A 23,040-nucleotide genomic window follows, 5' to 3' on the forward strand; every position below is an offset into this window, starting at 1 on the left:
CTTTGTAAAAGATTATGATCATTTTCAAATATAAATAAGAAGTCTTCTATAAAAGTGTAGTAATAACTATTGAGATAAAAACTGATTAGACTTAATTGAAAAAAAAGATGAAAGTATCGTATTGATACTTTCATCTTTTTTATTAATCTTCTTCAGCTTCATCAAGCTCGATACTTCTTTTTACAGCAGCATTCAAACAATCTAAGAAAACAGCTTCGATATCATGATTACTTAAAGCATTTAATCCTGCTTGTGTTGTACCACCTTTAGATGTAATGTTTTTACGTAATTGATCCATTTTTAAATCTGAACGTTCGATCATTTTACCTGTACCAATAATTAATTCTTTTATAGACTCTTCAACTTGTGATTGTTCGATACCAAGTTTAGTACCAGCATTTACATATTGTTCAAATACGTGGTATAGAAATGCAGGACCACTACCTGTAATGGCAGTTACTTGATGTAAATGGTCTTCTTTTACTTCTAAAGCAGTACCAAATGCTTCGATAAGCGTTAATACTTCTTGTTTAGAATTTGGACCAAAGTTAGTTGAGAAGCTAATTCCTGTAACAGAATGCCCAACGTGTGCATTTGTATTCGGCATAATTCGTGCTATTGGATTTTTAACTTGCAAATTCTCTCTAATATAACTAATTGGTAAACCAGCCATAATTGAAATGAATTTGTTGTCTTTTGTGATGTAAGGTTTAATACGTTCAGCTAATTTTAAAAAGTCATAAGGCTTAGTACTTAAGAAAACATAATCAGCATCTTTTAATAATTCTTCATCATCATAGCTATAACTCACGCCTAATGTGTCATGATAACCTTCTAATTTTTCCAGATTAGATTTGTTTGTTAAAAAAATATTTTCAGGCTCAATTGATTTACTGTTTACTATTCCTGTAAAAATTGCATTTGCCATATTACCAGATCCATAAAAAACTATTTTCATAATAAAACCACTCACTTCCATAAGAATTCATTTTAATTATAAAGTAATTAAAACTTATGTCAAAAGTGCTTGTATATAATTTAGCAGTTAGAAAAATTTGTGATACATTAAATATAATAAGCAAAAAAGGATGATTGTAATGCTAGGTAAACATTATATGCTAACAGGAGCAACGGGTTCATTAGGAGAAAATATAATTCAAGCTCTCAATAAACATGGAGCATATGTATCAATAATTGTTAGAAACAAAGAAAAAGCAAATAAGTTAAAAGCTAAATATAAAAATATATTAGATGTATATATACTAAATATGAATGATTTAACTCAAATTGAATCTTTTATAGTATCAGAAAATATAAAATATGATGGCATTATTAATAATGCAGGGTTAGGTTATTTTAAATCAAACGAAGCGCATACTACTGAAGAAATTAAGGAAATATATAATATCAACCTCATAAATCTTATTATTTTAATAAATAAAATTATGCCTAATTTAAAAAGAGGTTCCTCAATAGTGAACATTTCGTCTATTTCTGCAAAGGTAACAACGCCATACGGAAGTCATTATGCGGCATCTAAAGCAGCTTTAAGTAGTTTTACGAACGCACTTAGATTAGAAAGAGAAGATTTGCATGTTCTAACAGTTCATCCGGGTCCATTTAAGTCTCAATTTCATTTAAAAGCGGATCCTACAGGAACATTTCAAAAACTTACAAAAAATATTCAACTTGATGTCGATGAATTAGCAGAAAATATTGTTAGAGGAATGATAAAAAAGAAAATAGAAATTAATGAACCACAGTGGATGGATTTTGGTTTGAGATTTTATCAATTAGCGCCAAGAACATTCGAAAAGATATTTAAAAAAGGGTTTTTAAGCAAAAAAATATAAAACACGCCCAATCCAAAATAAATGAATTTGGATTGAGCGTGTTTTGTTTGTCTTAAATTTTATGATAAGTGATTTGTATACTCTAGATTCTTAACGATTGCTCTTGCATGTTTGATTTCTTTTTCTGTTAATGATTGGTTATAGTTTTGAATACTATCTTTAAGTTGATCTGGTGAGCTTGCACCTGTAATAATTGACCCGAGTGCATTGAAAGACTTCAAATAATTGAAAGTGACTGCTGACAAATTATCATATTCTTTATTGAGCTGAGAAATCGTGTCTGAAAGATCATTATAATTGTATTCTAAAAAACCATCTTTGAATTTTTTATTTAGTATTTCAGTGGATTTGCCTGTTAATAAACCTTTGGATACTGGGCCTCTCGCTAATATTTTTACATTATGTTGATCTATTTTTTCTAATAAATCTTCTGGTCTATTATCTAAAAGACTAAATTGCATCATGATTGTCTCAATATTACTATTTTCTAAATAATAATCAATGACGTTTGGTCGGATAGAAGAAATACCATATGCTTTAATTAAACCTTCTTCTTTCAATCTTTCAAATGCTTCGATTGATTCGTCTTTATTATCTTCAATTGTACCACCATGTAACATATATAAATCTAATTGTTCAATGTTTAATCTTTGTAATGATGCTTTAATGCTATTCATTATATGCTCTTTAGAAGGATCCCAAAAGTGTTCTTTTGTTTCTTTGTTAAAATGATTTCCAACTTTCGAACCTATAACAATACCATTTTGATCTTGATATTTCTTTAAAATTTTTCCTACTATTTTTTCATTTTCACCGAAATCATATAAGTCTGCTGTATCAAAATAAGTGATACCTTGTTGAATGGCTTCATCTATAATTGTTTCAGCATGATTTGAATCTGTGCCTAAACTCATACAACCTAAGCCAACTTCTGAAATTTCAATGCCACTTTTTAATATATTTTTTTGCATATTGAAGCTCCTTTCGCTACACTTTATATATTAAGTTTAGCAGATAAATTATTTAAATGAAAAGAGGGGCACTTGAATGAAATTAACAGAAGAAACGATATCGAAAGAAAATATATATAATGGAAGAATTATCAACCTTGAAAAGCATAAAGTTAAATTACCAAATGGTAAAACAAGTGAACGTGAAATTGTTTTACATAATGGGGCAGTTTCAGTACTAGCAATAACACCAGAAAATGAAGTTATTGTTGTAGAGCAGTTTAGAAAAGCTATGGAGAAAACTTTGATTGAAATACCAGCCGGTAAATTAGAAGTTGGAGAAGAAAGAGAAAGTGCTGCTTTACGTGAATTAGAAGAAGAAACAGGTTATATAGCTGATAAATTAGAACTTATAGGTGAAGTTTATGGGTGCCCAGGATTTTGTAACGAAAAAGTGAGTATATATATCGCTAAAGATTTAACGGAAGGAAAAGTTAATTTAGACGAAGACGAATTTCTACACTTAAGTAAAATACCAGTAGAAAAAATTAAATCACTTTTATTGTCACAAGAGATTGAAGATGCTAAGACAATGATCGCATTTCAATACTTATTACTAAATTATAATCATTCTAAATAAAAGGGCATTTTCTCTTGCTTTTTAATCATATTATTGGTATTTTAGTATACGAATACAATTCTAATTGATAATGATTTTATTTAAGAAAGAAGGTGTCAAGTTGGAAGAACGTATACAACGTGTGAAAGAACAATTACACAAAGCTTCCTACAAACTAACGCCGCAAAGAGAAGCGACAGTTAGAGTACTACTTGAGAATGAAGCCGATCATTTAAGTGCGGAAGATGTTTACTTAAAAGTTAAAGATAAGGCACCTGAGATTGGATTAGCAACTGTTTATCGAACACTTGAACTTTTAGCTGAACTAAAAGTAGTTGATAAAATTAACTTTGGTGATGGCGTTGCAAGATTTGATTTGAGAAAAGAAGGTGCAAAACATTTCCATCATCATATGGTATGTATGGAATGTGGAGCAGTTGATGAAATTGAAGAAGATTTATTAGAAGACGTTGAACGTCGTGTTGAGAAAGAATTTAACTTTAAAATTTTGGACCATCGATTGACTTTCCATGGTGTTTGTCATAGATGTCGTGAAGAATAAATCTATATATTTTGACGTTACTAAAAGAAGTTACATACTGATTTTAGTGATGTCTTTTTTTATGGTAAAATAGTGACAATAACGAGGTGAGTATATGGATCAAATCATAAATGAATTCATAGATTTTATAAGATTAGAAAAAGGGTTAAGTCAAAATACAATTCAATCTTATAAACGAGATTTAACACAATATAATAAATATATAAATGAGCATAAAGTTAGTCACATTGATAATATAGACCGTATTGTTATTCAAAAATATTTTGCTCATTTAAAAGAAGAAGGAAAATCTTCTAAAACAATTGCTAGATTAGCAGCTACTATAAGAAGCTTTCACCAGTTTGCAATTAGAGAAAAGTATGCTGTAAAAGATCCAACAATTCTTATTGAAACACCGAAATACGAACAAAAACTTCCAGATGTCTTAAGTGAAGAAGAAGTTAACCAGTTACTTACATTTACGCATATCACAAACGAGAGAGACGAACGTGATAGAGCAATGCTTGAATTACTATATGGTACAGGCGTAAGGGTAACAGAGCTCATTCAATTAAAAGTAGAAGATGTAAATTTGACAATGGGTTTTATAAGAGTATTTGGTAAAGGGAGTAAAGAAAGAATTGTACCTCTTGGTGATCATTTAATGGCTGTGTTGAAACGTTATATACAAGAAGTGAGACCGAATTTATTGAAGAAACAAATAACAGATGTATTATTTTTAAATGCTAGAGGTACAGCTTTAACTCGTCAAGGATTTTGGAAAATATTAAAAAAAATCGGATTTGAAAAAGGTATTACTAAAACTTTAACGCCACATACTTTACGGCATTCGTTTGCAACACATTTGTTAGAAAATGGAGCAGACCTTAGAGCTGTTCAAGAAATGTTAGGACACTCTGACATTTCAACAACTCAGCTCTACACACATATTTCTAAAAAACAAATAAGAGATATGTACTTGAATTACCATCCGAGAGCAAAAAAGGAGATTAAGCATGAAGAATAATAAATCACAAAATAATGAAACGAAAAAATATAGAACATTAGCTGTTCTATTAACTTTTGCAATAGTGTGGGGATTTGTTTATTGGTTATTTATAGTTTAGAATGACGTTGGTTGTAAGCTGAATTTCTGCTTTCTATAACTTCCGTACGGTCACGAAGCAGATGATGATGCTTAATATAATCTGATACATCTTTATTATAGTTAAAATTAAAGTCATCATAAGTACTTTCTAAAGCTTGGTAACATGCTTTAGTTAATGGAAGCTGTATATTGCGATATACTTTACCTTGATCAATTCGTATGATTTGCGACTTAATAATTGATACATAAGGTGTCTTTTCAATACCTAAGTGGTGAAATTCATCATTAGCCTCTGCGATTTGCAAAGATTTTTTATATGTTTTAAGTGCGCCAGTAATATTTCCACGTCTATAGTGATAACAAGCAGTAGAAAATAATATTAAACTAACTATTGAGTCGTTTTTACTAAAATTCTCATATTCTTTCCAATGTTCTTCTAAAATATCGTGACATTCAAAGTAATGTCTTAAGACATGGAAATGATAATGAAATGACATAACTTGTGTTTCCATTTTAAATCCCTCTTAGCATAGAATCTTTATATGTAATCATGGTATAATAATTTTTAGGTTTATGCACGTAAAAGGAATAGAAATGAGGAAGTTTTAAATGTATGAAGTAAAACTTGATGCCTTTGAAGGACCTTTGGATTTATTACTTCATTTAATACAGAAATACGAAATTGATATTTATGATATACCAATGAAGGAACTTACAGAACAATATTTAAGTTATATACATCAAATGAAGATATTAGAAATTAATGTGGCAAGTGAGTATTTAGTTATGGCATCAGAATTGTTAATGATAAAAAGTAAATTATTATTGCCTACACAACCTTCTGACATTGATGAATTTGAAGATGATCCAAGGGAAGATTTAGTTAAACAGTTAATAGAATATCAAAATTATAAAGAATATGCAGAATTGTTAAATGTTAAAAAGAATGATAGAGAACATATATTTATTAAAAAACCTGCAGATTTGTCCAAATTTGAAGCGGTACACGATAAACGTGCACCATTAGATTTAGATATGACGGATTTAATTATTGCATATCAACGAACAAAGAGAAGACAGAGATTTAATAAACCACAGCATGTAACTGTGAGTGAAGATAGTTATACAATTGAGATGGCTACAGCAAATGTTAAAGATCAGCTCTCGCGTTGTAAAAGTTTTAATTTTTTCGAAACTTTACCACCTGATTTGAATACAAATGTTTTAGTAACAATGTTTTTAGCAATATTAGAAATGATGAAATTAAGACAAATTGATGTTTTTCAACAATATCAATTTGGAGAAATAACTATAAATCGAGGCGTGAACTATGTCAGTGAGTAAATTAGGATTATTAGAAGGATTATTATATTCATTAGGTGATGAAGGAATTGAAACAAACCAATTATGCGAATTGCTGGAAATTACACCATCACAATTGAAAGATTTAGCCGCTGAATATGAAAGAGAAACATTGCAAATTATATTTTATGGTAACAAGTGTATTTTAACTGCTAAACCAGTTATGCATGCATATCTTGAAAAGTTAATGATAGACAATATGAATACTAAGTTATCACAAGCAGCTTTAGAAACTTTATCAATTATTGCATATAATCAACCTGTTACAAGAAGTGATATTGAAGTAATTAGAGGCGTGAATTCTGACGCTTCTGTAAAAACATTAATTGCTAAAGGTGTAGTAGAATCAAAACATAATGAACAATCTAGAAGTCAATTACTTTATACAACTGATTACTTTTTAAATGTTTTTGGTCTTACTTCTTTAGATGATTTACCTAAATCAACGAACGAAGAAAATGAACAAGAAGAAATGGATTTGTTTTTTAGTAGCATGAATGAAAAACAAAATAATGAGGAGCAATAAATATGAGCGAAGAATTAGAAAGATTACAAAAAGTAATCGCAAAAAGTGGATATACTTCACGTAGAAAAGCTGAAAAATTAATCGAAGAAGGACTTGTATATGTCAATCATAAACAAGTTAAAGAACTAGGTACTAAAGTGAGAGATTCAGATTATATAGAAGTTGAAGGTATTCCTTTAGAAATGCCTGATAAATTATATATATTATTCCATAAACCAACAAAAGTAATCACAAGCGTATCTGATGATAAAGGTAGAACAGTTGTAACAGATTTTTTCAAAGAAATTAAAGCAAGAATTTTCCCTGTTGGTCGTTTAGATTATGATACTTCTGGATTACTAATTTTAACAAACGATGGGGAGTTCACTAATTTAATGACACACCCTCGTTATAAAATTCAAAAAAAATATGTAGCGAAATTAAAAGGCTATTTATTGAGAGAAGAAGTTAAACAACTAGAAAAAGGGATACAACTTGAAGATGGTTTAACACAACCAGCTATCGTTAAAGTGAAAAGTCAGGATAAAGAACGCAACGTAACACATGTTGAAATTACGATTACTGAAGGTAGAAATCGACAAGTTAGAAGAATGTTTAGTCACTTTGGACATGAAGTTGTGAAACTATCACGAGTTGAATATGGACCTTTAAATTTAAAAGGGTTAAATGCAGGTCAAGGTAGAACAATGTCACCACATGAAATAAAAGTATTAAGACATTTAGCACAAGATGGTAAATAAACTGTAAACGTTCACAATAATGCCACTAATCTGCTTTTTAGTCATGATATACTATACAAAACACCATAACATTTTACATGTATGGTTTTTTATTGTGTTAGGGAGGATAATAATAAATGAAGAAAAAACAGAAGACTATACTCCAAATTGTTATTACGGCGGTTATTCTTCTCGCAATTATATTTACAGTATGGTCTAGCCTTACTAAAGATAATGATAAAATTGCTCAAGTAGGAGATGAGGCTCCTCTATTTGAACTTGAAACTGTTGATGGAAAAAAAGTTAACTTAAAAGATTTTCGTGGAAAAGGCGTATTAATAAACTTCTGGGGAACATGGTGTGAACCTTGTAAACGTGAAATGCCTGAACTTGAAAGACAATACCAAAACTATAAAGATAACGGCGTAGAAGTCATTGCTATACATGTAAGAAATAATCCACAACAAATTAAACAATATTTAAGTTCATTAAAAGAAACACCATCATTTAATGTTGCGATGGATAATGATAATTTGGTCACTGATGCTTACGGAGTAAACCCATTACCTACAACTATTACTGTTGATAAAGATGGTAAAGTTAAGTCTAAGCATACTGGTGAACTTTCTAAAAAACAAATCATCAAAGAAATGGAAATGGTCAAAGTGAAATAGAGGGGGATTTAAGGTGAGTAACAAGCAAATTATTTGTGAGTGTGGGCATAAAAACCCTGAAGGTACTCAACTCTGCTTAAACTGTGGTCGTTTAATAAATGACGACTACGATAAGAAAAAAACAACTGACGTTATGCGTTATGATGGCCAAGCAATACGTTCAAAGACTAAGAATAGAACAATTTTAGATCGTGTCTGGAATTTCTTTGCTTCAATTAAAACTGGAGTTACATTACTTATATTAACTGTTGTAGCAGCATCAATAGGTACTATATTCCCGCAAGAATATTTCATTCCTATGAATGTTAATCCAGAACAATATTATTATGAACATTACGGATCGTTAGGATTGTTATACTACAAATTAGGATTTCATAATTTATATACTTCATGGTGGTTTTTAATTTTACTTGGCTTAGTTGCCTTTTCAATTATTACATCTAGTATAGATAGAGGTATACCATTACATAAGTCTTTAAAAAATCAAAGAACAAAAAAACACAGCACATTTTATAAACGTCAAAGATTAAACATGTCTACTAGAAGTGAAGTTGACTTAGATAGTATTAGTAAATCATTTAAAGAAAAACGCTACAAAGTAAAACAAGAAGACAATCATTTGTTACTTGAAAAAGGTCGCTTATCTAGATATGGTCCTTACATTAATCATACAGGACTTATTATATTGTTATTCGGTGCTATGCTTAGATTTTTACCAGGCTTTTATTTAGATGAAATGGTTTATGTTAAAGAAGGAGAAACTAAACCTGTTCCTGGAACTGATAGAGCATATTATATAAAAAACAATGACTTTATATACGAAGAGTATGACCAAAAGTCTCAATCTAATACAAATGCGGAATCAATCGATCCAAGTTTAAATAAAATTGCTAAAAACTATGAGACTAAAGCTACGTTATACAAGAATGATCAACAAGATGTTATAGGTTCGAAAGCAAACTTAAAAGAAGTAGCTACAGATTCTATAAAAGTAAATCATCCATTAACATATGACAATTTGCAATTTTATCAAAGTAGCTTTGATAATTCTTTATTAAAAGATATGACTTTTAACTTAAAAACGAAAGACGGAAAATCTTTAGGTGAATCATTTACTGTTAATTTGGAAAGACCTAAAAAGGAATATAAACTTACTGATGATTTAACAGTAAAATTAAGAAGTTATGCACCAGACTATGAAAAAATAGAAAATGGTGTATTAGCTACTAAATCACCAAATCCAAATAATCCTGCTTTTGTGTTTGAAGTAACTAAAAAGGGTGATAAACCTGAATTTAGTTTCTTGAGAATTAAGGAATCAGAAGATATATCAAAAGGCAATCAATATGATGTGAAGTTCGCTAATGCTACGAATCAATGGGCAACTGTGTTAGCAGTTAAAAAAGATTTAACATTACCAATATTATTTACTGGATTTGTCATTTTCTTAATTGGCCTAGCAGTTGGTTCATATATTAATCACAGACGTATTTGGATTAATAGCGACAATGGTGACTTTAATATTGCAGCCCATACAAATAAGAATTACTATGGATTTAGTAAAGAAATCAATCAAGTATTAGATAAACATCAAATTTCACATATCAAAGATACAAAAGAAGATATTCACGAAAGCAAGGAGGCAAATAATGGATAAAGATTTATTTTTAAATATTAGTAATATTAGTTTATATTCGGCATTTATACTATATTTAATAGCAATTGTGCCATTTTCTTTTTCAGTTCGTTCATCTAAAAAAAGAGCTGAAAAAATTGGAATTATTTTAACAGTTGTTGGTTTCGTATTACAAATTATTTACTTTATTACGAGATGGATTGCTGCTGGTCATGCACCAGTTAGTAATATGTATGAATTTTTAACGATGTTTGGAATCATGATGGTAGGAGGATTCCTTGTTATTTATTCAATTTACAAAACACCAATTCTTGCACTATTCGTACTACCAATTGCAATGTTACTAATTGCATATGCAAGTATGTTTTCTAGAGATGTATCACCATTAATACCTGCATTACAATCTAGTTGGTTAGCAATACATGTAATCACAGTAACGATTTCTTACGGTATATTATCTATTAGTTGTGTTGCTGGTTTAATATATTTATTTGCAGCAGTTGATCCAAAAGAAAAAACGATACATAGCTTCTTTGTTGAAGTGATTATGTATTTCGTTGTAATCATCATAGGTTTTATTTTAACAACTGTAATCATGAAAGATATTGTTGGATATGATGACACATTCTTCTTTATTGATAAAAACGACAGTAATTCTGTACAACATTACCATTTACCTGCATTTGTGACACAGCAAGACAGCTTGCTTGTTGATCATGTTTCAGGAAGTGATTATGAACCAATTGAAAGAAACGATATATTGAGCTGGATTAAAATTGAATTACCAGCCGTAATCAATGCTCAGAAACTCAATACAGTAATATGGTCAATTGTGATTGGTTCTATCTTGTATGGTATACTGAGATTGATTTTAAAAGGGAAAACATTGTTCAGTCTAATGAAACCATTGACGAAAAAAGTCAATCTATCATTAATGGATGAAATAGGATATCGAGCAGTTATAATAGGATTTCCTTTATTTGCTCTGGGTGGTATTTTATTCGCGAGCATTTGGGCTCAAATGGCATGGAGTAGATATTGGGGATGGGATCCTAAAGAAGTATGGGCACTCATCACATTCTTGTACTATGCGATATTCCTACACTTAAGATTAGGTAAAGGTTGGGAAGGTCGCAAATCAGCATGGTTAGCTGTTGGTGGTCTTGCAATTATCCTATTTAATGTTATTGCAGTTAACTTAATTGTAGCTGGTTTACATTCTTATGCTTAAAAATTGCTAGAAGGGAGTTAAGCAAGTATGACAGATCGTATTTTAGTTGTAGATGATGAAGATAGAATTCGCAAGTTAGTAAAAATGTATCTTGAAAGAGAAGGTTATGAAACAGATGAAGCTGAAAATGGACAAATTGCATTAGATAAAGCTTTAAACGAAGATTATGACTGTATATTATTAGACTTAATGTTACCCGAAATAGATGGGATTGAAGTATGTAAAAGAGTTAGAGAAACAAAATCAACACCTATTATTATGCTTACTGCAAAAGGAGAAGAAAATAATAGAGTAGAAGGTTTTGAAATTGGAGCAGATGACTATATTGTAAAGCCATTTTCTCCAAGAGAAGTTGTATTACGTGTTAAAGCTCTGTTAAGACGTACAACTAATCATTCTGTTGTTAATCAGACAAGTACTGCTAAAGATTTAATTGTATTTGAAAATCTAGTGATTGATAATGACGCACATCGTGTGCTAGCTGATCACAAAGAAGTAAATTTAACGCCTAAAGAATATGAATTATTATTGTACTTAGCAAAATCACCAGATAAAGTATTTGATAGAGAACAACTTTTAAAAGAAGTATGGCATTATGAGTTCTACGGAGATTTAAGAACTGTTGATACTCATGTAAAAAGGTTACGAGAAAAGTTAAATCGCGTTTCAGAAGAAGCAGCTCAAATGATTCATACTGTTTGGGGCGTTGGCTATAAATTTGAGGTTCCTGAATAATGAATCGGTTAAATAGTGTTGTTGTAAAACTGTGGTTATCTATTATTTTAATAGTAACGACAGTTTTACTTTTATTAAGCGCCTTTCTTATAACTTTCTTACAATCATATAATACTTCAACAACCGGTGAAAACTTATACAATAATGCCAGTAAAATTGAACGTTTACTTCTTAACTCACATGAGAAGGAATCAGTAATTGATTATGCTAAAGAATTAGTAGAAGATCCTGCTGGACTGATTATAATTAAAAACAAACAAGATTTAACTAAACAATCAGAAGATCCACTAAAAGATGTCATGATTGATGAAATAAGAACAAATCAATCTTTTGATAAAGTTTTTAACAATGATGAACACGTTTTAAAAGAAATTAAACTATCATATAAAGGTGAAAAACATCAATACATCTTATTAGGTTATCCATCTCAAGCTTTCCAAGAAGATGAGGCAGGTATATTTTTATTTCAAGATATTAATTCCATAAAAGAAGCTCAAAACGTAGTAACACTTAGTATATTAGTCTCTGCAATTATATTGTTAATAGTCAGTACAGTATTTGCCTTTTTCTTATCTAATAGAATTACTAAGCCACTTATACAACTTAAACATGCAGCATTTAAAGTTGCAAAAGGACATTATACAGAGAAAGTTCCTATCTATACTCGTGATGAAATAGGTGAACTTGGATTAGCATTTAATAAAATGAGTAAAGATATAAGAACAAACATTGATGACGTTAAGTCAAAAAATAATATCCAAGAAAAATTGATTAATTCTATGATAGATGGCGTGCTCGGGATAAACGATAAAAATGAAATAATTATCTCAAATTCGAAAGCAGATACATTTTTACAGGAAATTAGAGAATATGCACATGTTGATATATCTACTCAAAGAAATGAAACATTTAAAGGTAAAAACACTCAATTCTTTGAATACGAATTAGGTCATAAATATTATGTGGTTATATCAACATATATTGATAGCATTCAAAATGATGGTTCATCAGGAATTGTTGTTATTATTCGTGATATGACTGATGAACACCATATGGATCAAATGAAAAAAGACTTTATAGCGAGTGTTTCTCATGAGTTAAGAACACCTATTTCTATGCTACAAGGTTATACAGAAGCAATAGTTGATGGTATCGTGACAGAACAAAAAGATATAGATGATTTTCTTTATATCATTTTAGATGAATCTAAAAGATTGAGCAGATTAATTAATGAACTTTTAGAAGTTGCTAAAATGGATGCTGAAGGGATTAAAGTCAATTTAGAAGCATTTAATATTTCAACACTTATTAATAAAATTGACACTAAATTTTTACCACAAGCAAAAGAAAATGGACTAAATTTATCATTTGAACATCTTGGTGATGCTACAAATTGGTATGGTGATAGCGATAGAATCGAACAAATTTTAACAAATTTAATAGATAATGCTATGAGGTATACTCATCAGAACGATTCTATTGAAGTGATTTTTGATGATACACAAGAAGAAGACTTTGTTATTATTGTTAACGATACTGGAGTAGGTATTGCAAAAGAACACTTAGAGCAAATATTTGATCGATTTTATAAAGTGGATGCATCTCGTACGAGAGGTAAACATGGTACAGGACTTGGTTTATTTATTGTACAAAAGATTATTGATGCTCATGATGGCACAATTAATGTTAAAAGTGAAGAAGGTAAAGGAACTCAATTTACAATTACTTTACCGAAATAAAATGATTGTGAGTAATTTTGATGAAAATTGTTTAGTAATGTGCTAATATATGAATCATAAAAATAAAATTTAATAAAATTCATCTTCGGGGTTTGGTGTAATTCCATACCGGCGGTTATAGCCCGCGACCTGATACGTAAATATTTATGTATTGGCTGACTTAGTGAAAATCTAAGGCCGACAGTTAAAGTCTGGATGGGAGAAGATGGAGGAAAAATCTAGTTAATACTAGGTTTATTTAGCTATTGCTTTCCTCCTATTCTTACGAGATGAATAGGAGGAGTTTATATGTCTAACGATAACAAAACAAAGCGCTTACTCACTGTAAGTATGCTTATTGCAATTAGCTTTATTTTAATGTTTATAAAATTTCCATTGCCATTTTTACCGCCATATTTAACTATGGACTTTAGTGATGTACCAGTACTTGTTGCAACATTTGCTTTTGGTCCTGTATCGGGTATTTTGGTTGCATTATTCAAGAACGTATTGAACTTTTTAATTGTATCTCATGAACCTATAGGTAACACGGCAAACTTTCTAGCTTCAATCTGTTTAATTATACCAACATACTATTTTTACCGTATTAAAAAAAATAAATTGTTTATGGGCTATGGCTTATTAACAGGAACAATTTTAATGACGATATTTATGAGTTTAATGAACTATTTTGTTTTATTACCTTTATATGGTCAAATTATGAATTTAGCAGACTTAACACATAATCTAAAATTAATTGTCTCAGCAGGGATCATCCCATTTAACTTAATAAAAGGTATTGTGATTTCTATTATATATATACTGGTATTTGATAAACTTAAAACGATTATAAAGTAAATGAAAATCCAATAGAACACCCAATCCAAAATTGATTGCAATGGATTGGGTGTTTTTTTTATAATGTTATTAAATAAAAAAAGAGTAGAAACCATTTGTTCAATGAATTTCTACTCCCTTATGTGTAAAGATTGTTATATTCTAAAATCTTAATTTAATCTATATTATTCGAATTTAAGTGCGTCTCCGTCAAACGATTCATCTGCTATTTTAATTGAATCTGTAGGACAACCTTCGAAAGCATCTTCCATATCTTCGAGTAACTCTTCAGGAACAGCTTCGATTCCCTTATTGTCGTCTAATATTACGTAGGCGATTCCCTCGTCGTCATAATCATATATATCGGGGGCAGCTGCTCCACATGCACCACATGCGATACATGTATCCATATCTACTATTGTGTATTTAGCCAAAATTTTCGCCTCCTTTAAAAAACATGCTACACTTATTATACATACTTATTTTAGTGATAACACTTATATTTTTCAACATTTTTATATTAATTGAGGTGATTTATTTGAAAGAATTAATTTTGAAAGCCCTTTCTATGAAACATGAAAATAAAACGCATAAAAGTATTTATAATATTTTAATTGGAAAGAAAACACATCAGACCTATTTTGATGCTAGTATTGAGCATTTAAAATTATATTATGGATGTCTACCAAATTTAAAATACAATGATTTCGAAATGATAGTTGAGCAAGAACCAATAAAAAATCAAAATCCTATTGTAGGTAATTTTTTCTATCAACAAGCTATTCAAGCAGTAGGCACTATATTATTGTTAATACAAATGATTAGCCAGAGAAAACATGAGCATTTCTCTTACCAACCTATTATTAATGATAAAACAATTCAATTCAAAGCAAAAGAATTATACATATCTATTAACAATCATCAAGAAGAAGAATTTATAAAAGAAGTTAATCAATTATTTGAAGATATAGATCATTATTTTAGTGGAATTTATGTTCATTATTTATTAGCTGGGTATCGTGAAACACCTTATACTACAGAACAAATATCACAGATTGAAGAAATATCCATAATCGAATTAAAAGAACGCTTAGTCGAAGAATATCAGTTGATACAAATTACTATACAAAATCAAGAAAGATATCCAATTTTATCACAAATTAAATTTCAACCTAAATTACATCAGCAAACTTTGTCTACATATCAATTGTTAAATCAAACATATGATATCGAACAATTAGCTATTATGAAAAATGTTAAAACTCATACAATTCACGATCATATAATAGAAATGTATATTAAAGGCTATTTAACTGATATGAACAAGTACATAGATGACATTAAATATTCAAAATTTGTAAAAGTCTTTGAAGATAAACCAAATCAAAATTTGAAATATTATTATGAAACTTTAGGCGAATTTACTTATTTTGAAATTAAATTAATGTATGTTTGCTTTGCAATGGAGGGATTAAATGCTACAAGAAGAACTTAAAAAATATTTTGGATATGAAACATTTAGAAGTGGCCAACAAGAAACAGTTCAAAATATATTAGATGGTCACGATGTACTAAGTATCCTTTCAACAGGTGCTGGAAAAAGTTTGTGTTACCAACTACCAGCATATATCACGGGAGGTAGAGTACTGATAATATCACCTTTAATTTCATTAATGGATGATCAAGTTGTTCAAATGAAATTAAATGGAGAAAAGAATGCAGTCGCAATACATTCTGCTTTATCGATGGATGAGAAACAAGTCATATTTAAACATTTAGAGAATTATCAATTTATATTTTGTAGTCCAGAATTTATTTATGAAGAGCATAACTTCAAACATTTTAAATCAATAAATTTTAAATATATTGTATTGGATGAAGCACATTGTCTGAGTGAGTGGGGATTTGATTTCCGACCACACTATGCATTGATTTCAAAAGTGACGCAACACTTTCTTCATTCTCAAGTTATTGCTTTAACTGCTACTTTAACCAAAAAAATGATAATTGACATTCAAGAAATAACAAAAAGACAATTTGAAATACATAAAGAAGGTTTAAATCGTTCAAATATTATGTATCATCATTTTAATTTTGAAAGTGAAGAAGAAAAAGATAAATTTTTATTAAATGAAATTAAAGAAACGGGACCAACAATAATTTATGTATCTTCCAAAAAAAAGTGTCATGAACTAGCTGATATGATTTATAAAGAAGGATATTTAACGGGTATTTATCATGGCGATTTAGATTATCAAGAGAGAACTACAGTTCAAACACAATTTATTAACAATGACATTAAGATAATCGTCGCAACGAGTGCTTTTGGAATGGGCATAAACAAACAAGATGTTAGAACAGTTATTCATTATCATTTACCAACTTCACCATCTAAATTTGTTCAAGAAGTTGGTAGAGCAGGTCGAGATGGAGAACAGTCACAAGCAATCAGTTTATTTACACCACGTGATTTACTTATACTTAACCATTTAGCTAATGATCATGGAATTGATATAGATATGCTTAATTTATATGAACAAGGGTATCAGTTAAATGAGGAGGTTACAATGAATATAAAGTTCCTTCTTGAGCTATATCCTATCAATAAATTAAAAGCTAAAATTCAAGCTGAGCAAGATCAAAAAAGTTATGCATTTAATTACATGAAAAATTATGTTCAAATTGATAGTTGTAGAAGGCTTTATTTAATGCAATATTTTAACGAGAAAGTCATGCAAAATGAGAACTGCTGCGATAATTGTAACAATGCAAATTTAATAAAATTGCCTAATATTAAAGAAGTAAAGAGAAAAACAACATATCAAATTAGATTAAATGCAATATTTTAATAGGATTGCTTTACTTGATAAGTTGAACAGGGATATAATAAAGTGTAATTCAATATAATTGAAATCAATAAGTTAATGATGAGGTGAGTTTATTGTCTAAAGATAATTTTAAAGACGAATTTGAAAAGAGTCGTCAACCGATAGAACGACCTGAAGACAAGGTAAAGAAAGAAGAAATAAACAACGAAGAGACGAACAATAATAGTCAATCTAATCGGAAAGAAGTAGAAGATTCAAAACAAGATAATAAGCAACAAAGTAAAAAAGAACAGCATTATCCTCCAAGAGGTGCATTAAGAAGACAACGAAGAAAAGAAGAAGCAAATAAACAGAGTTCAACTTCAGATACTCCGAAAGAACAAGAAACTAAAGAAGAACCTACAACATCTAATAAAGCTGCAGTTGGAGCAACTGGTGCAGATTCAGGCGTTTCAAATAATAATGTTAGTAAGAAACGTCCGAAAAAATCTTTAACTGACAAACCTGAACAACAACAGAAATCAGAAAATGATAAAAATAGCAAAAAAGGTGCTGCGGCAGCTGCCGGTGCAGGAGCAGTTGGAGCTGGAGTAGCAGCATCAGCAAAAAATAAAGACAATCAAAATCAAGAAAAGCAAGATGATAATAGACATGCCGAAAATGATAAGTCTAGTAAGAAAAAAGGTGCTGCCGCAGCTGCTGGAACAGGTGCAGTTGGAGCAGGAGTAGCAGGTTCAGCAAAAAATAAAGACAATCAAAATCAAGAAAAGCAAGATGATAATAAACATGTTGAAAATGATAAGTCTAGTAAGAAAAAAGGCGCTGCCGCAGCTGCTGGTGCAGGAGCAGTTGGAGCTGGAGTAGCAGCATCAGCAAAAAATAAAGACAACAAAAATCAAAATAAACAAGATAGTAATAAACATGCTGAAAATGATAAGTCTGGTAAGAAAAAAGGTGCTGCCGCAGCTGCTGGTGCAGGAGTAGCTGGAGCTGGTGCTTCTGGTGGAGGAACGCCTCCTAATGGCGGTAACAACGGTCAAAGTGGTCATAATGGAGACGATGGTAATTCTAATAAATTTAAAAAAGCTTTAATACCTATTATTGCGGCTATTCTTATTTTAGGTGCCCTAGCTCTATTCCTTGGCATGTATTTAAATGGTGCAAATAAAGATAATGGTAAAGAGCTTGCTGAAAAAACTGAACAAACAAACAGTGATACTAAGAAAAAAGCAGATGAACAAACTGAAAAAGACCGAGCTAAAAAAGAAGATGAGAAAAAATCTGAAAACGATGATAAAAAATCAAGTGATTCAGATAAAGATAGTAACTCAAATGCTTCTAGTGATTCTGCAAACAATTCATCAAACAACACAAATGAAAGCAACACAAATGAAAACAATTCTGATGAACAAAATAACCAAGCTAATCAAGACCAAAGTCAAAACAGCGACAATAGTATGAATCAATACAACGAAAGTGCTGAAAATGAAGATGTACAAAATGCCGCACAAGATGCAGCAAATAATCAAGCAAATCAAAACACGCAAAATAATCAAAGTCAATCGCAAGAAGCTCATACAGTAACAGGAAAAGAAAACTTATACCGTATAGCTATTCAATATTATGGAAGTGGTTCACCTGAAAATGTAGAGAAAATTAGACAAGCAAATGGTATTTCTGGCAATGAAATATCACAAGGTCAGAACTTAGTAATACCATAGACATATACAAAAGGGGATGGATTTATGTATTTAACGAATATAATGATACCGAAAGAAAAATGTTACATTGCTCATCCAAAAGATACGATTCACTCAGCTCTTGATAAGTTGGAACATCACGGGATTGATGGCTTACCAGTTGTAGCTGTTGGAAAGTATATAGGAATGATCACAAGATATAGTATTTTTAGACATTATTTCTTCAAAAAAGAAAATGTATCTAGAGATAACTTTATAGCGGATACATTAATCGAAGAAATCTTAACATTAGATTTACACTCATTAAATGAAAATCTTGTAGTTGAAGAGTCACTACTTAATTTGCAAGATTTTCCGATTCTTGCAGTAGTAAATGATGAAAAAGATTTTCTTGGGGTAGTTACAAGATATGATGTTATGGAACAATTTGAGTCAGCTTTCGGTATGAAACAAAAAGGGGTTAGAATTGCTATTACATCAGTTGAAGCTGAAGGTAGAATTAAGCGATTATCAAGTATTATAGCTAAATACAAATTAAATACGATTTCATTTGTAACATTTGATGAAACGGATAAGATGTACCGTAGAATGATTATTAAAGTTGAAAAATCAAATAATATTAATAAGTTTATCAAGTACTTATCTAAAAATGGATTTAAAGTTCTAGATGTAACTGAAGACAATTAATATCAGCAGCCAACAATGAGTAATTTTGTTGGCTGTTTTTTTATTTAATTCTTTATAAATTGTTTGTTTACCTGTGTTCTTTGTTTAATTTAGAAACAATTTATTTTAATAATCTCTCTTTATTGATATAATGATTGAGGATATTATAAGGAGTGAAGGTACATGCAAGAATATGAAAGTTTAATAATCGGTGGAGGTCCATGTGGATTAAGTGCGGCAATCGAACAAAAAAGAAGAGGTATTAATACAGTTGTAATTGAAAAAGGTAATGTAGTAGATGCAATTTATAATTACCCAACTCATCAAACCTTCTTTTCTTCAAGTGATAAACTTGGAATCGGGGATGTACCCTTTATCGTAGAAGACTTAAAACCTAAAAGAAATCAAGCACTTGTTTATTATAGAGAAGTCGTTAAACATCATCAGCTTGATGTTAGAACATTTGAAGAAGTGTTAGCAGTTAAAAAAGTTGATAATAGATTTTTAGTCTCTACAACTAAACAAACATACAAAGTTAGATTTTTAACAATTGCAACTGGATATTATGGTCAACCTAATTCATTAGAAGTAGAAGGACAAGAGTTAAGTAAAGTTATGCACTACTTTAAAGAAGCTCATCCTTATTTTAATCAAGATGTCGTTATAATTGGTGGAAAAAATTCTGCAGTAGATGCTGCAATTGAATTAGAGAAAGCTGGAGCAAAAGTAACAGTTCTATATCGTGGTTCAGAATATTCTAAGAGTATTAAACCATGGATATTGCCTAACTTCGAATCGCTTGCAAACCACGAAAAAATCACAATGCATTTTAACAGTGAAGTAGAACGCATCGATGAAGAAACATTAACTTTCTCTAAAGAGGGGAAATCTCACACTATTAAAAATGATTTTGTATTTGCGATGATCGGTTATCATCCAGATTATAAGTTTCTAGAATCATGTGGCGTTGAAACCATTACAAACGAATTTGGAACAGCACCATCATTTAATAAAGATACGATGGAATCCAATGTTGAGAATTTATATATAGCTGGAGTTATTGCAGCTGGAAATGATGCTAATACTATTTTCATAGAAAATGGGAAGTATCATGGTGGTACAATCGCACAAGACATAGATAGAAAAAAACAAACACCTCTAGAATCATAAAAAAACGCCCTGTTATTGGTATTAAACCTTATAACAGGGTGTTTTTTTATGAGAAATATTGAACGAGTTCTTCTTTTGTTAAATTATTACTTAGTCCTACTAAAAGTTTCAATCTTGCTTTTTGGCCATTTAAACCATTCGACAAAATAATGCCCATTTGCTGTAGTTGATATCCGCCACCTTCATATGCGTATATACCACCAACAATTCCATTAAATGATCGAGAAACCATCACTACAGGTATTTCTGCTTCTATTAAGCTTATTATACCTTCTAATGCTGTAGGAGGCATATTGCCTTGCCCAAGTGCTTCTATAACTAATCCGTTATATTTATAGTCGACGAAGAAATTGAATAGGTCACTTGATATATCCATATGTGCTTTTACAATACCTATTTTCATATCAGGATTAATTTCTGTATATTTCTTATTAAGAAATGGCTGGTGATGAAATATTACATGCGTTTTTGTGACACTTCCTATTGGTCCATAGTTTGGACTTTGGAAAGTACTCGTATTTGATGTGTGTGTCTTTGTAACGTTTTTAGCTGTATGGATTTCGTCATTAAATACTACCATTACGCCTTTATTTTTAGCATCATCAGTTGATGCTACTTTCAATGCTGAAACATAATTATATAAACCGTCAGAACCTATTTCATTGGAAGATCTCATAGCACCTGTTAAAATTATAGGTAACTGAGTATCTATTGTTAAATCTAATAAATATGCAGTTTCTTCTAACGTATCAGTACCATGAGTAATAACAAAAGCATCATATTCATCATTCTTGATAGATTCGCATATGATATTTTTCAATTTAATAATATATTGATTGTTCATGTGTGGAGAAGGTACTTGAAATGGGTTGATTTCTGTAATATCACCTAAAGATTGTATAAACTCTTGATGTCTGTGCATTGGATGTTCTGAATTTGTTTCTACTTTACCTGTATCTTTGTCTTCTGACATACTTATTGTTCCACCTGTATGTATAACTAATATTCTCTTCATTTCTTTCCTCCTATTCATATGATTATAGTTTATGATAAAATATATAGGATTAAAGAACAAGAGAGGTTAATACAAATGAAGAAAATAAATATTGCAATAGATGGTCCAGCTGCTGCTGGTAAAAGTACAATCGCTAAATTAGTAGCGCAAAAATTTAATATGATTTATGTAGATACTGGTGCTATGTACAGAGCAATAACATTATATTACATTGAACAAGAAACTGAAGATTTTGACCGACTTGTTAAAGAAATTGATTTAAAAATAGTTTTAGATAATGGTCAGAGAGTTATTTTAAATGGTGAAGATGTCTCAGAAAGAATAAGACAAAATGATGTAACGCAAAAAGTTTCTTACGTTGCTTCTAAAGAACCAGTCAGAACATTTTTAGTTAATGAACAACAAAAGTTAGCAAATGAAAAGAATGTTGTAATGGATGGTAGAGATGTAGGAACTACGGTATTACCAGATGCAGAGCTGAAAATATATATGATTGCATCTGTTGAAGAACGTGCTTTAAGACGTTTGAAAGACAATGAATTAAGAGGGATTGAATCAGATTTAGAATCTTTAAAATTAGATATCGAACGTCGTGATCAATATGATATGAATCGTGAAATCTCACCTTTAGTTAAAGCTGAAGATGCTATAAGTATTGATACAACCGGATTAACTATAGAAGAAGTGACAAATAAAATTTCAGAATTAGCAAAAAGTAAAATGAACTAAATAGTTCGAATTTCTTGACAATTTAGCTTCTTTATAAGAAGTTATTATTATGATATTTATTTAAAGGAGGCAATTTTGATGACGGAAGAATTCAACGAATCCATGATAAATGAAGTGCAAGAAGGTGACAAAGTAAAAGGTACTGTACAACAAATAGAAGATAAACAAGTAGTTGTACACATAGAGGGTGGTAAGTTTGATGGCATCATTCCAATAAGCCAACTGTCAACTCAACACATCGAAACAGCCAACGAAGTCGTCAATATTGGTGATGAAATCGAAGCGTTTGTAACTAAGATTGAACAAACCGAAGATAGTGGTCATTATATATTATCAAAACGTAAATTAGACGAGAACTTATCATACGAGAAACTACAAAAAATCCTTGATGAAGATGGAACAATCGAAGCTGAAGTAACAGAA

At 30.2% G+C, this 23,040-nt stretch carries 25 protein-coding genes and 1 riboswitch; of the genes, 20 read left to right on the top strand and 5 right to left on the bottom strand.

What is annotated here, in order from left to right:
* Positions 1-142 precede the first annotated feature (142 nt).
* The gene (gene proC, locus CD129_RS08075) at positions 143-958 is read right to left on the bottom strand and encodes a pyrroline-5-carboxylate reductase (RefSeq protein WP_115337412.1); all 816 of its coding nucleotides are present in this window, start codon (positions 956-958) and stop codon (positions 143-145) included.
* A gap of 139 nt (positions 959-1,097) precedes the next feature.
* Between proC and CD129_RS08080 the strand changes: the two genes are divergently transcribed.
* Positions 1,098-1,853: an SDR family NAD(P)-dependent oxidoreductase gene (locus tag CD129_RS08080; protein ID WP_078356600.1), complete on the top strand. Its 756-nt coding sequence runs from the start codon at positions 1,098-1,100 to the stop codon at positions 1,851-1,853.
* A 59-nt stretch (positions 1,854-1,912) separates the two neighbouring features.
* Here the strand turns inward: CD129_RS08080 and CD129_RS08085 are convergent, their stop codons facing one another.
* Complete coding sequence (locus CD129_RS08085) at positions 1,913-2,824, bottom strand: aldo/keto reductase (protein WP_115337413.1); 912 nt, start codon at positions 2,822-2,824, stop codon at positions 1,913-1,915.
* Between the two features lie 76 nt (positions 2,825-2,900).
* Between CD129_RS08085 and CD129_RS08090 the strand changes: the two genes are divergently transcribed.
* The 3 genes from CD129_RS08090 to xerD all read left to right on the top strand — a co-directional run bounded on the left by CD129_RS08090 (position 2,901) and on the right by xerD (position 4,990).
* Positions 2,901-3,443 (top strand): NUDIX hydrolase, encoded by a 543-nt coding sequence (locus CD129_RS08090; protein WP_078356602.1) that lies wholly within the window; start codon positions 2,901-2,903, stop codon positions 3,441-3,443.
* Between the two features lie 100 nt (positions 3,444-3,543).
* On the top strand, positions 3,544-3,984 hold the full coding sequence (gene fur / locus CD129_RS08095) for a ferric iron uptake transcriptional regulator (RefSeq protein WP_016912376.1): 441 nt from the start codon (positions 3,544-3,546) through the stop codon (positions 3,982-3,984).
* Between the two features lie 94 nt (positions 3,985-4,078).
* Positions 4,079-4,990, top strand: coding sequence for a site-specific tyrosine recombinase XerD (gene xerD / locus CD129_RS08100; protein ID WP_115337414.1), 912 nt, complete (start codon positions 4,079-4,081; stop codon positions 4,988-4,990).
* 89 nt (positions 4,991-5,079) lie between these two features.
* On the opposite strand, the gene CD129_RS08105 is transcribed toward xerD, so the two are convergent.
* Positions 5,080-5,583 carry a DUF309 domain-containing protein gene (locus CD129_RS08105; protein ID WP_115337415.1) on the bottom strand — a complete coding sequence of 168 codons (504 nt, stop codon included), beginning with the start codon at positions 5,581-5,583 and terminating at the stop codon, positions 5,080-5,082.
* 97 nt (positions 5,584-5,680) lie between these two features.
* Between CD129_RS08105 and CD129_RS08110 the strand changes: the two genes are divergently transcribed.
* From CD129_RS08110 to CD129_RS08150, 9 genes are all read left to right on the top strand, one after another.
* Positions 5,681-6,415, top strand: a complete 735-nt coding sequence (locus CD129_RS08110) for a segregation and condensation protein A (protein WP_078356605.1) — start codon at positions 5,681-5,683, stop codon at positions 6,413-6,415.
* On the top strand, positions 6,402-6,959 hold the full coding sequence (gene scpB, locus CD129_RS08115; RefSeq protein WP_078356606.1) for an SMC-Scp complex subunit ScpB: 558 nt from the start codon (positions 6,402-6,404) through the stop codon (positions 6,957-6,959). The genes CD129_RS08110 and scpB overlap by 14 nt, the downstream gene beginning before the upstream one ends.
* A gap of 2 nt (positions 6,960-6,961) precedes the next feature.
* Positions 6,962-7,699 carry a pseudouridine synthase gene (locus CD129_RS08120; protein WP_078356607.1) on the top strand — a complete coding sequence of 246 codons (738 nt, stop codon included), beginning with the start codon at positions 6,962-6,964 and terminating at the stop codon, positions 7,697-7,699.
* A 116-nt stretch (positions 7,700-7,815) separates the two neighbouring features.
* Positions 7,816-8,352: a thiol-disulfide oxidoreductase ResA gene (gene resA / locus CD129_RS08125; protein WP_078356608.1), complete on the top strand. Its 537-nt coding sequence runs from the start codon at positions 7,816-7,818 to the stop codon at positions 8,350-8,352.
* Between the two features lie 13 nt (positions 8,353-8,365).
* Complete coding sequence (gene resB / locus CD129_RS08130) at positions 8,366-10,009, top strand: cytochrome c biogenesis protein ResB (RefSeq protein ID WP_115337416.1); 1,644 nt, start codon at positions 8,366-8,368, stop codon at positions 10,007-10,009.
* Positions 10,002-11,219, top strand: coding sequence for a c-type cytochrome biogenesis protein CcsB (ccsB, locus tag CD129_RS08135; protein ID WP_078356610.1), 1,218 nt, complete (start codon positions 10,002-10,004; stop codon positions 11,217-11,219). The genes resB and ccsB overlap by 8 nt, the downstream gene beginning before the upstream one ends.
* A 27-nt stretch (positions 11,220-11,246) precedes the next feature.
* The gene (locus tag CD129_RS08140) at positions 11,247-11,954 is read left to right on the top strand and encodes a response regulator transcription factor (RefSeq protein WP_107509695.1); all 708 of its coding nucleotides are present in this window, start codon (positions 11,247-11,249) and stop codon (positions 11,952-11,954) included.
* On the top strand, positions 11,954-13,693 hold the full coding sequence (locus CD129_RS08145; protein WP_115337417.1) for an ATP-binding protein: 1,740 nt from the start codon (positions 11,954-11,956) through the stop codon (positions 13,691-13,693). Before CD129_RS08140 ends, CD129_RS08145 begins: the two co-directional genes overlap by 1 nt.
* A 77-nt stretch (positions 13,694-13,770) precedes the next feature.
* A riboswitch (FMN riboswitch) is annotated at positions 13,771-13,904 on the top strand.
* Positions 13,905-13,981: 77 nt separating this feature from the next.
* On the top strand, positions 13,982-14,530 hold the full coding sequence (locus CD129_RS08150) for an ECF transporter S component (RefSeq protein WP_115337418.1): 549 nt from the start codon (positions 13,982-13,984) through the stop codon (positions 14,528-14,530).
* Between the two features lie 164 nt (positions 14,531-14,694).
* Here the strand turns inward: CD129_RS08150 and CD129_RS08155 are convergent, their stop codons facing one another.
* Positions 14,695-14,943, bottom strand: a complete 249-nt coding sequence (locus CD129_RS08155) for a ferredoxin (protein ID WP_016913182.1) — start codon at positions 14,941-14,943, stop codon at positions 14,695-14,697.
* A 104-nt stretch (positions 14,944-15,047) separates the two neighbouring features.
* Between CD129_RS08155 and CD129_RS08160 the strand changes: the two genes are divergently transcribed.
* From CD129_RS08160 to CD129_RS08180, 5 genes are all read left to right on the top strand, one after another.
* Positions 15,048-16,004 (top strand): helix-turn-helix domain-containing protein, encoded by a 957-nt coding sequence (locus CD129_RS08160; protein ID WP_115337419.1) that lies wholly within the window; start codon positions 15,048-15,050, stop codon positions 16,002-16,004.
* The gene (locus CD129_RS08165) at positions 15,985-17,358 is read left to right on the top strand and encodes a RecQ family ATP-dependent DNA helicase (RefSeq protein WP_115337420.1); all 1,374 of its coding nucleotides are present in this window, start codon (positions 15,985-15,987) and stop codon (positions 17,356-17,358) included. The genes CD129_RS08160 and CD129_RS08165 overlap by 20 nt, the downstream gene beginning before the upstream one ends.
* Before the next feature lie 92 nt (positions 17,359-17,450).
* The gene (locus CD129_RS08170; RefSeq protein ID WP_115337421.1) at positions 17,451-19,058 is read left to right on the top strand and encodes a LysM peptidoglycan-binding domain-containing protein; all 1,608 of its coding nucleotides are present in this window, start codon (positions 17,451-17,453) and stop codon (positions 19,056-19,058) included.
* Positions 19,059-19,082: 24 nt separating this feature from the next.
* Complete coding sequence (locus CD129_RS08175) at positions 19,083-19,724, top strand: CBS domain-containing protein (RefSeq protein ID WP_115337422.1); 642 nt, start codon at positions 19,083-19,085, stop codon at positions 19,722-19,724.
* Positions 19,725-19,886: 162 nt separating this feature from the next.
* Complete coding sequence (locus CD129_RS08180) at positions 19,887-20,873, top strand: YpdA family putative bacillithiol disulfide reductase (RefSeq protein ID WP_078356618.1); 987 nt, start codon at positions 19,887-19,889, stop codon at positions 20,871-20,873.
* Between the two features lie 46 nt (positions 20,874-20,919).
* On the opposite strand, the gene CD129_RS08185 is transcribed toward CD129_RS08180, so the two are convergent.
* On the bottom strand, positions 20,920-21,888 hold the full coding sequence (locus CD129_RS08185) for an asparaginase (RefSeq protein WP_107510082.1): 969 nt from the start codon (positions 21,886-21,888) through the stop codon (positions 20,920-20,922).
* Between the two features lie 75 nt (positions 21,889-21,963).
* On the opposite strand from CD129_RS08185, the gene cmk reads away from it, so the two are divergent.
* Positions 21,964-22,617, top strand: a complete 654-nt coding sequence (cmk, locus tag CD129_RS08190; RefSeq protein ID WP_078356620.1) for a (d)CMP kinase — start codon at positions 21,964-21,966, stop codon at positions 22,615-22,617.
* 78 nt (positions 22,618-22,695) lie between these two features.
* A partial coding sequence (locus CD129_RS13455) for a S1 RNA-binding domain-containing protein (RefSeq protein ID WP_256681903.1) occupies positions 22,696-23,040 on the top strand: 345 nt, incomplete at its 3' end.

This window comes from Mammaliicoccus fleurettii (assembly GCF_003970575.1).
GTDB lineage: Bacteria > Bacillota > Bacilli > Staphylococcales > Staphylococcaceae > Mammaliicoccus > Mammaliicoccus fleurettii.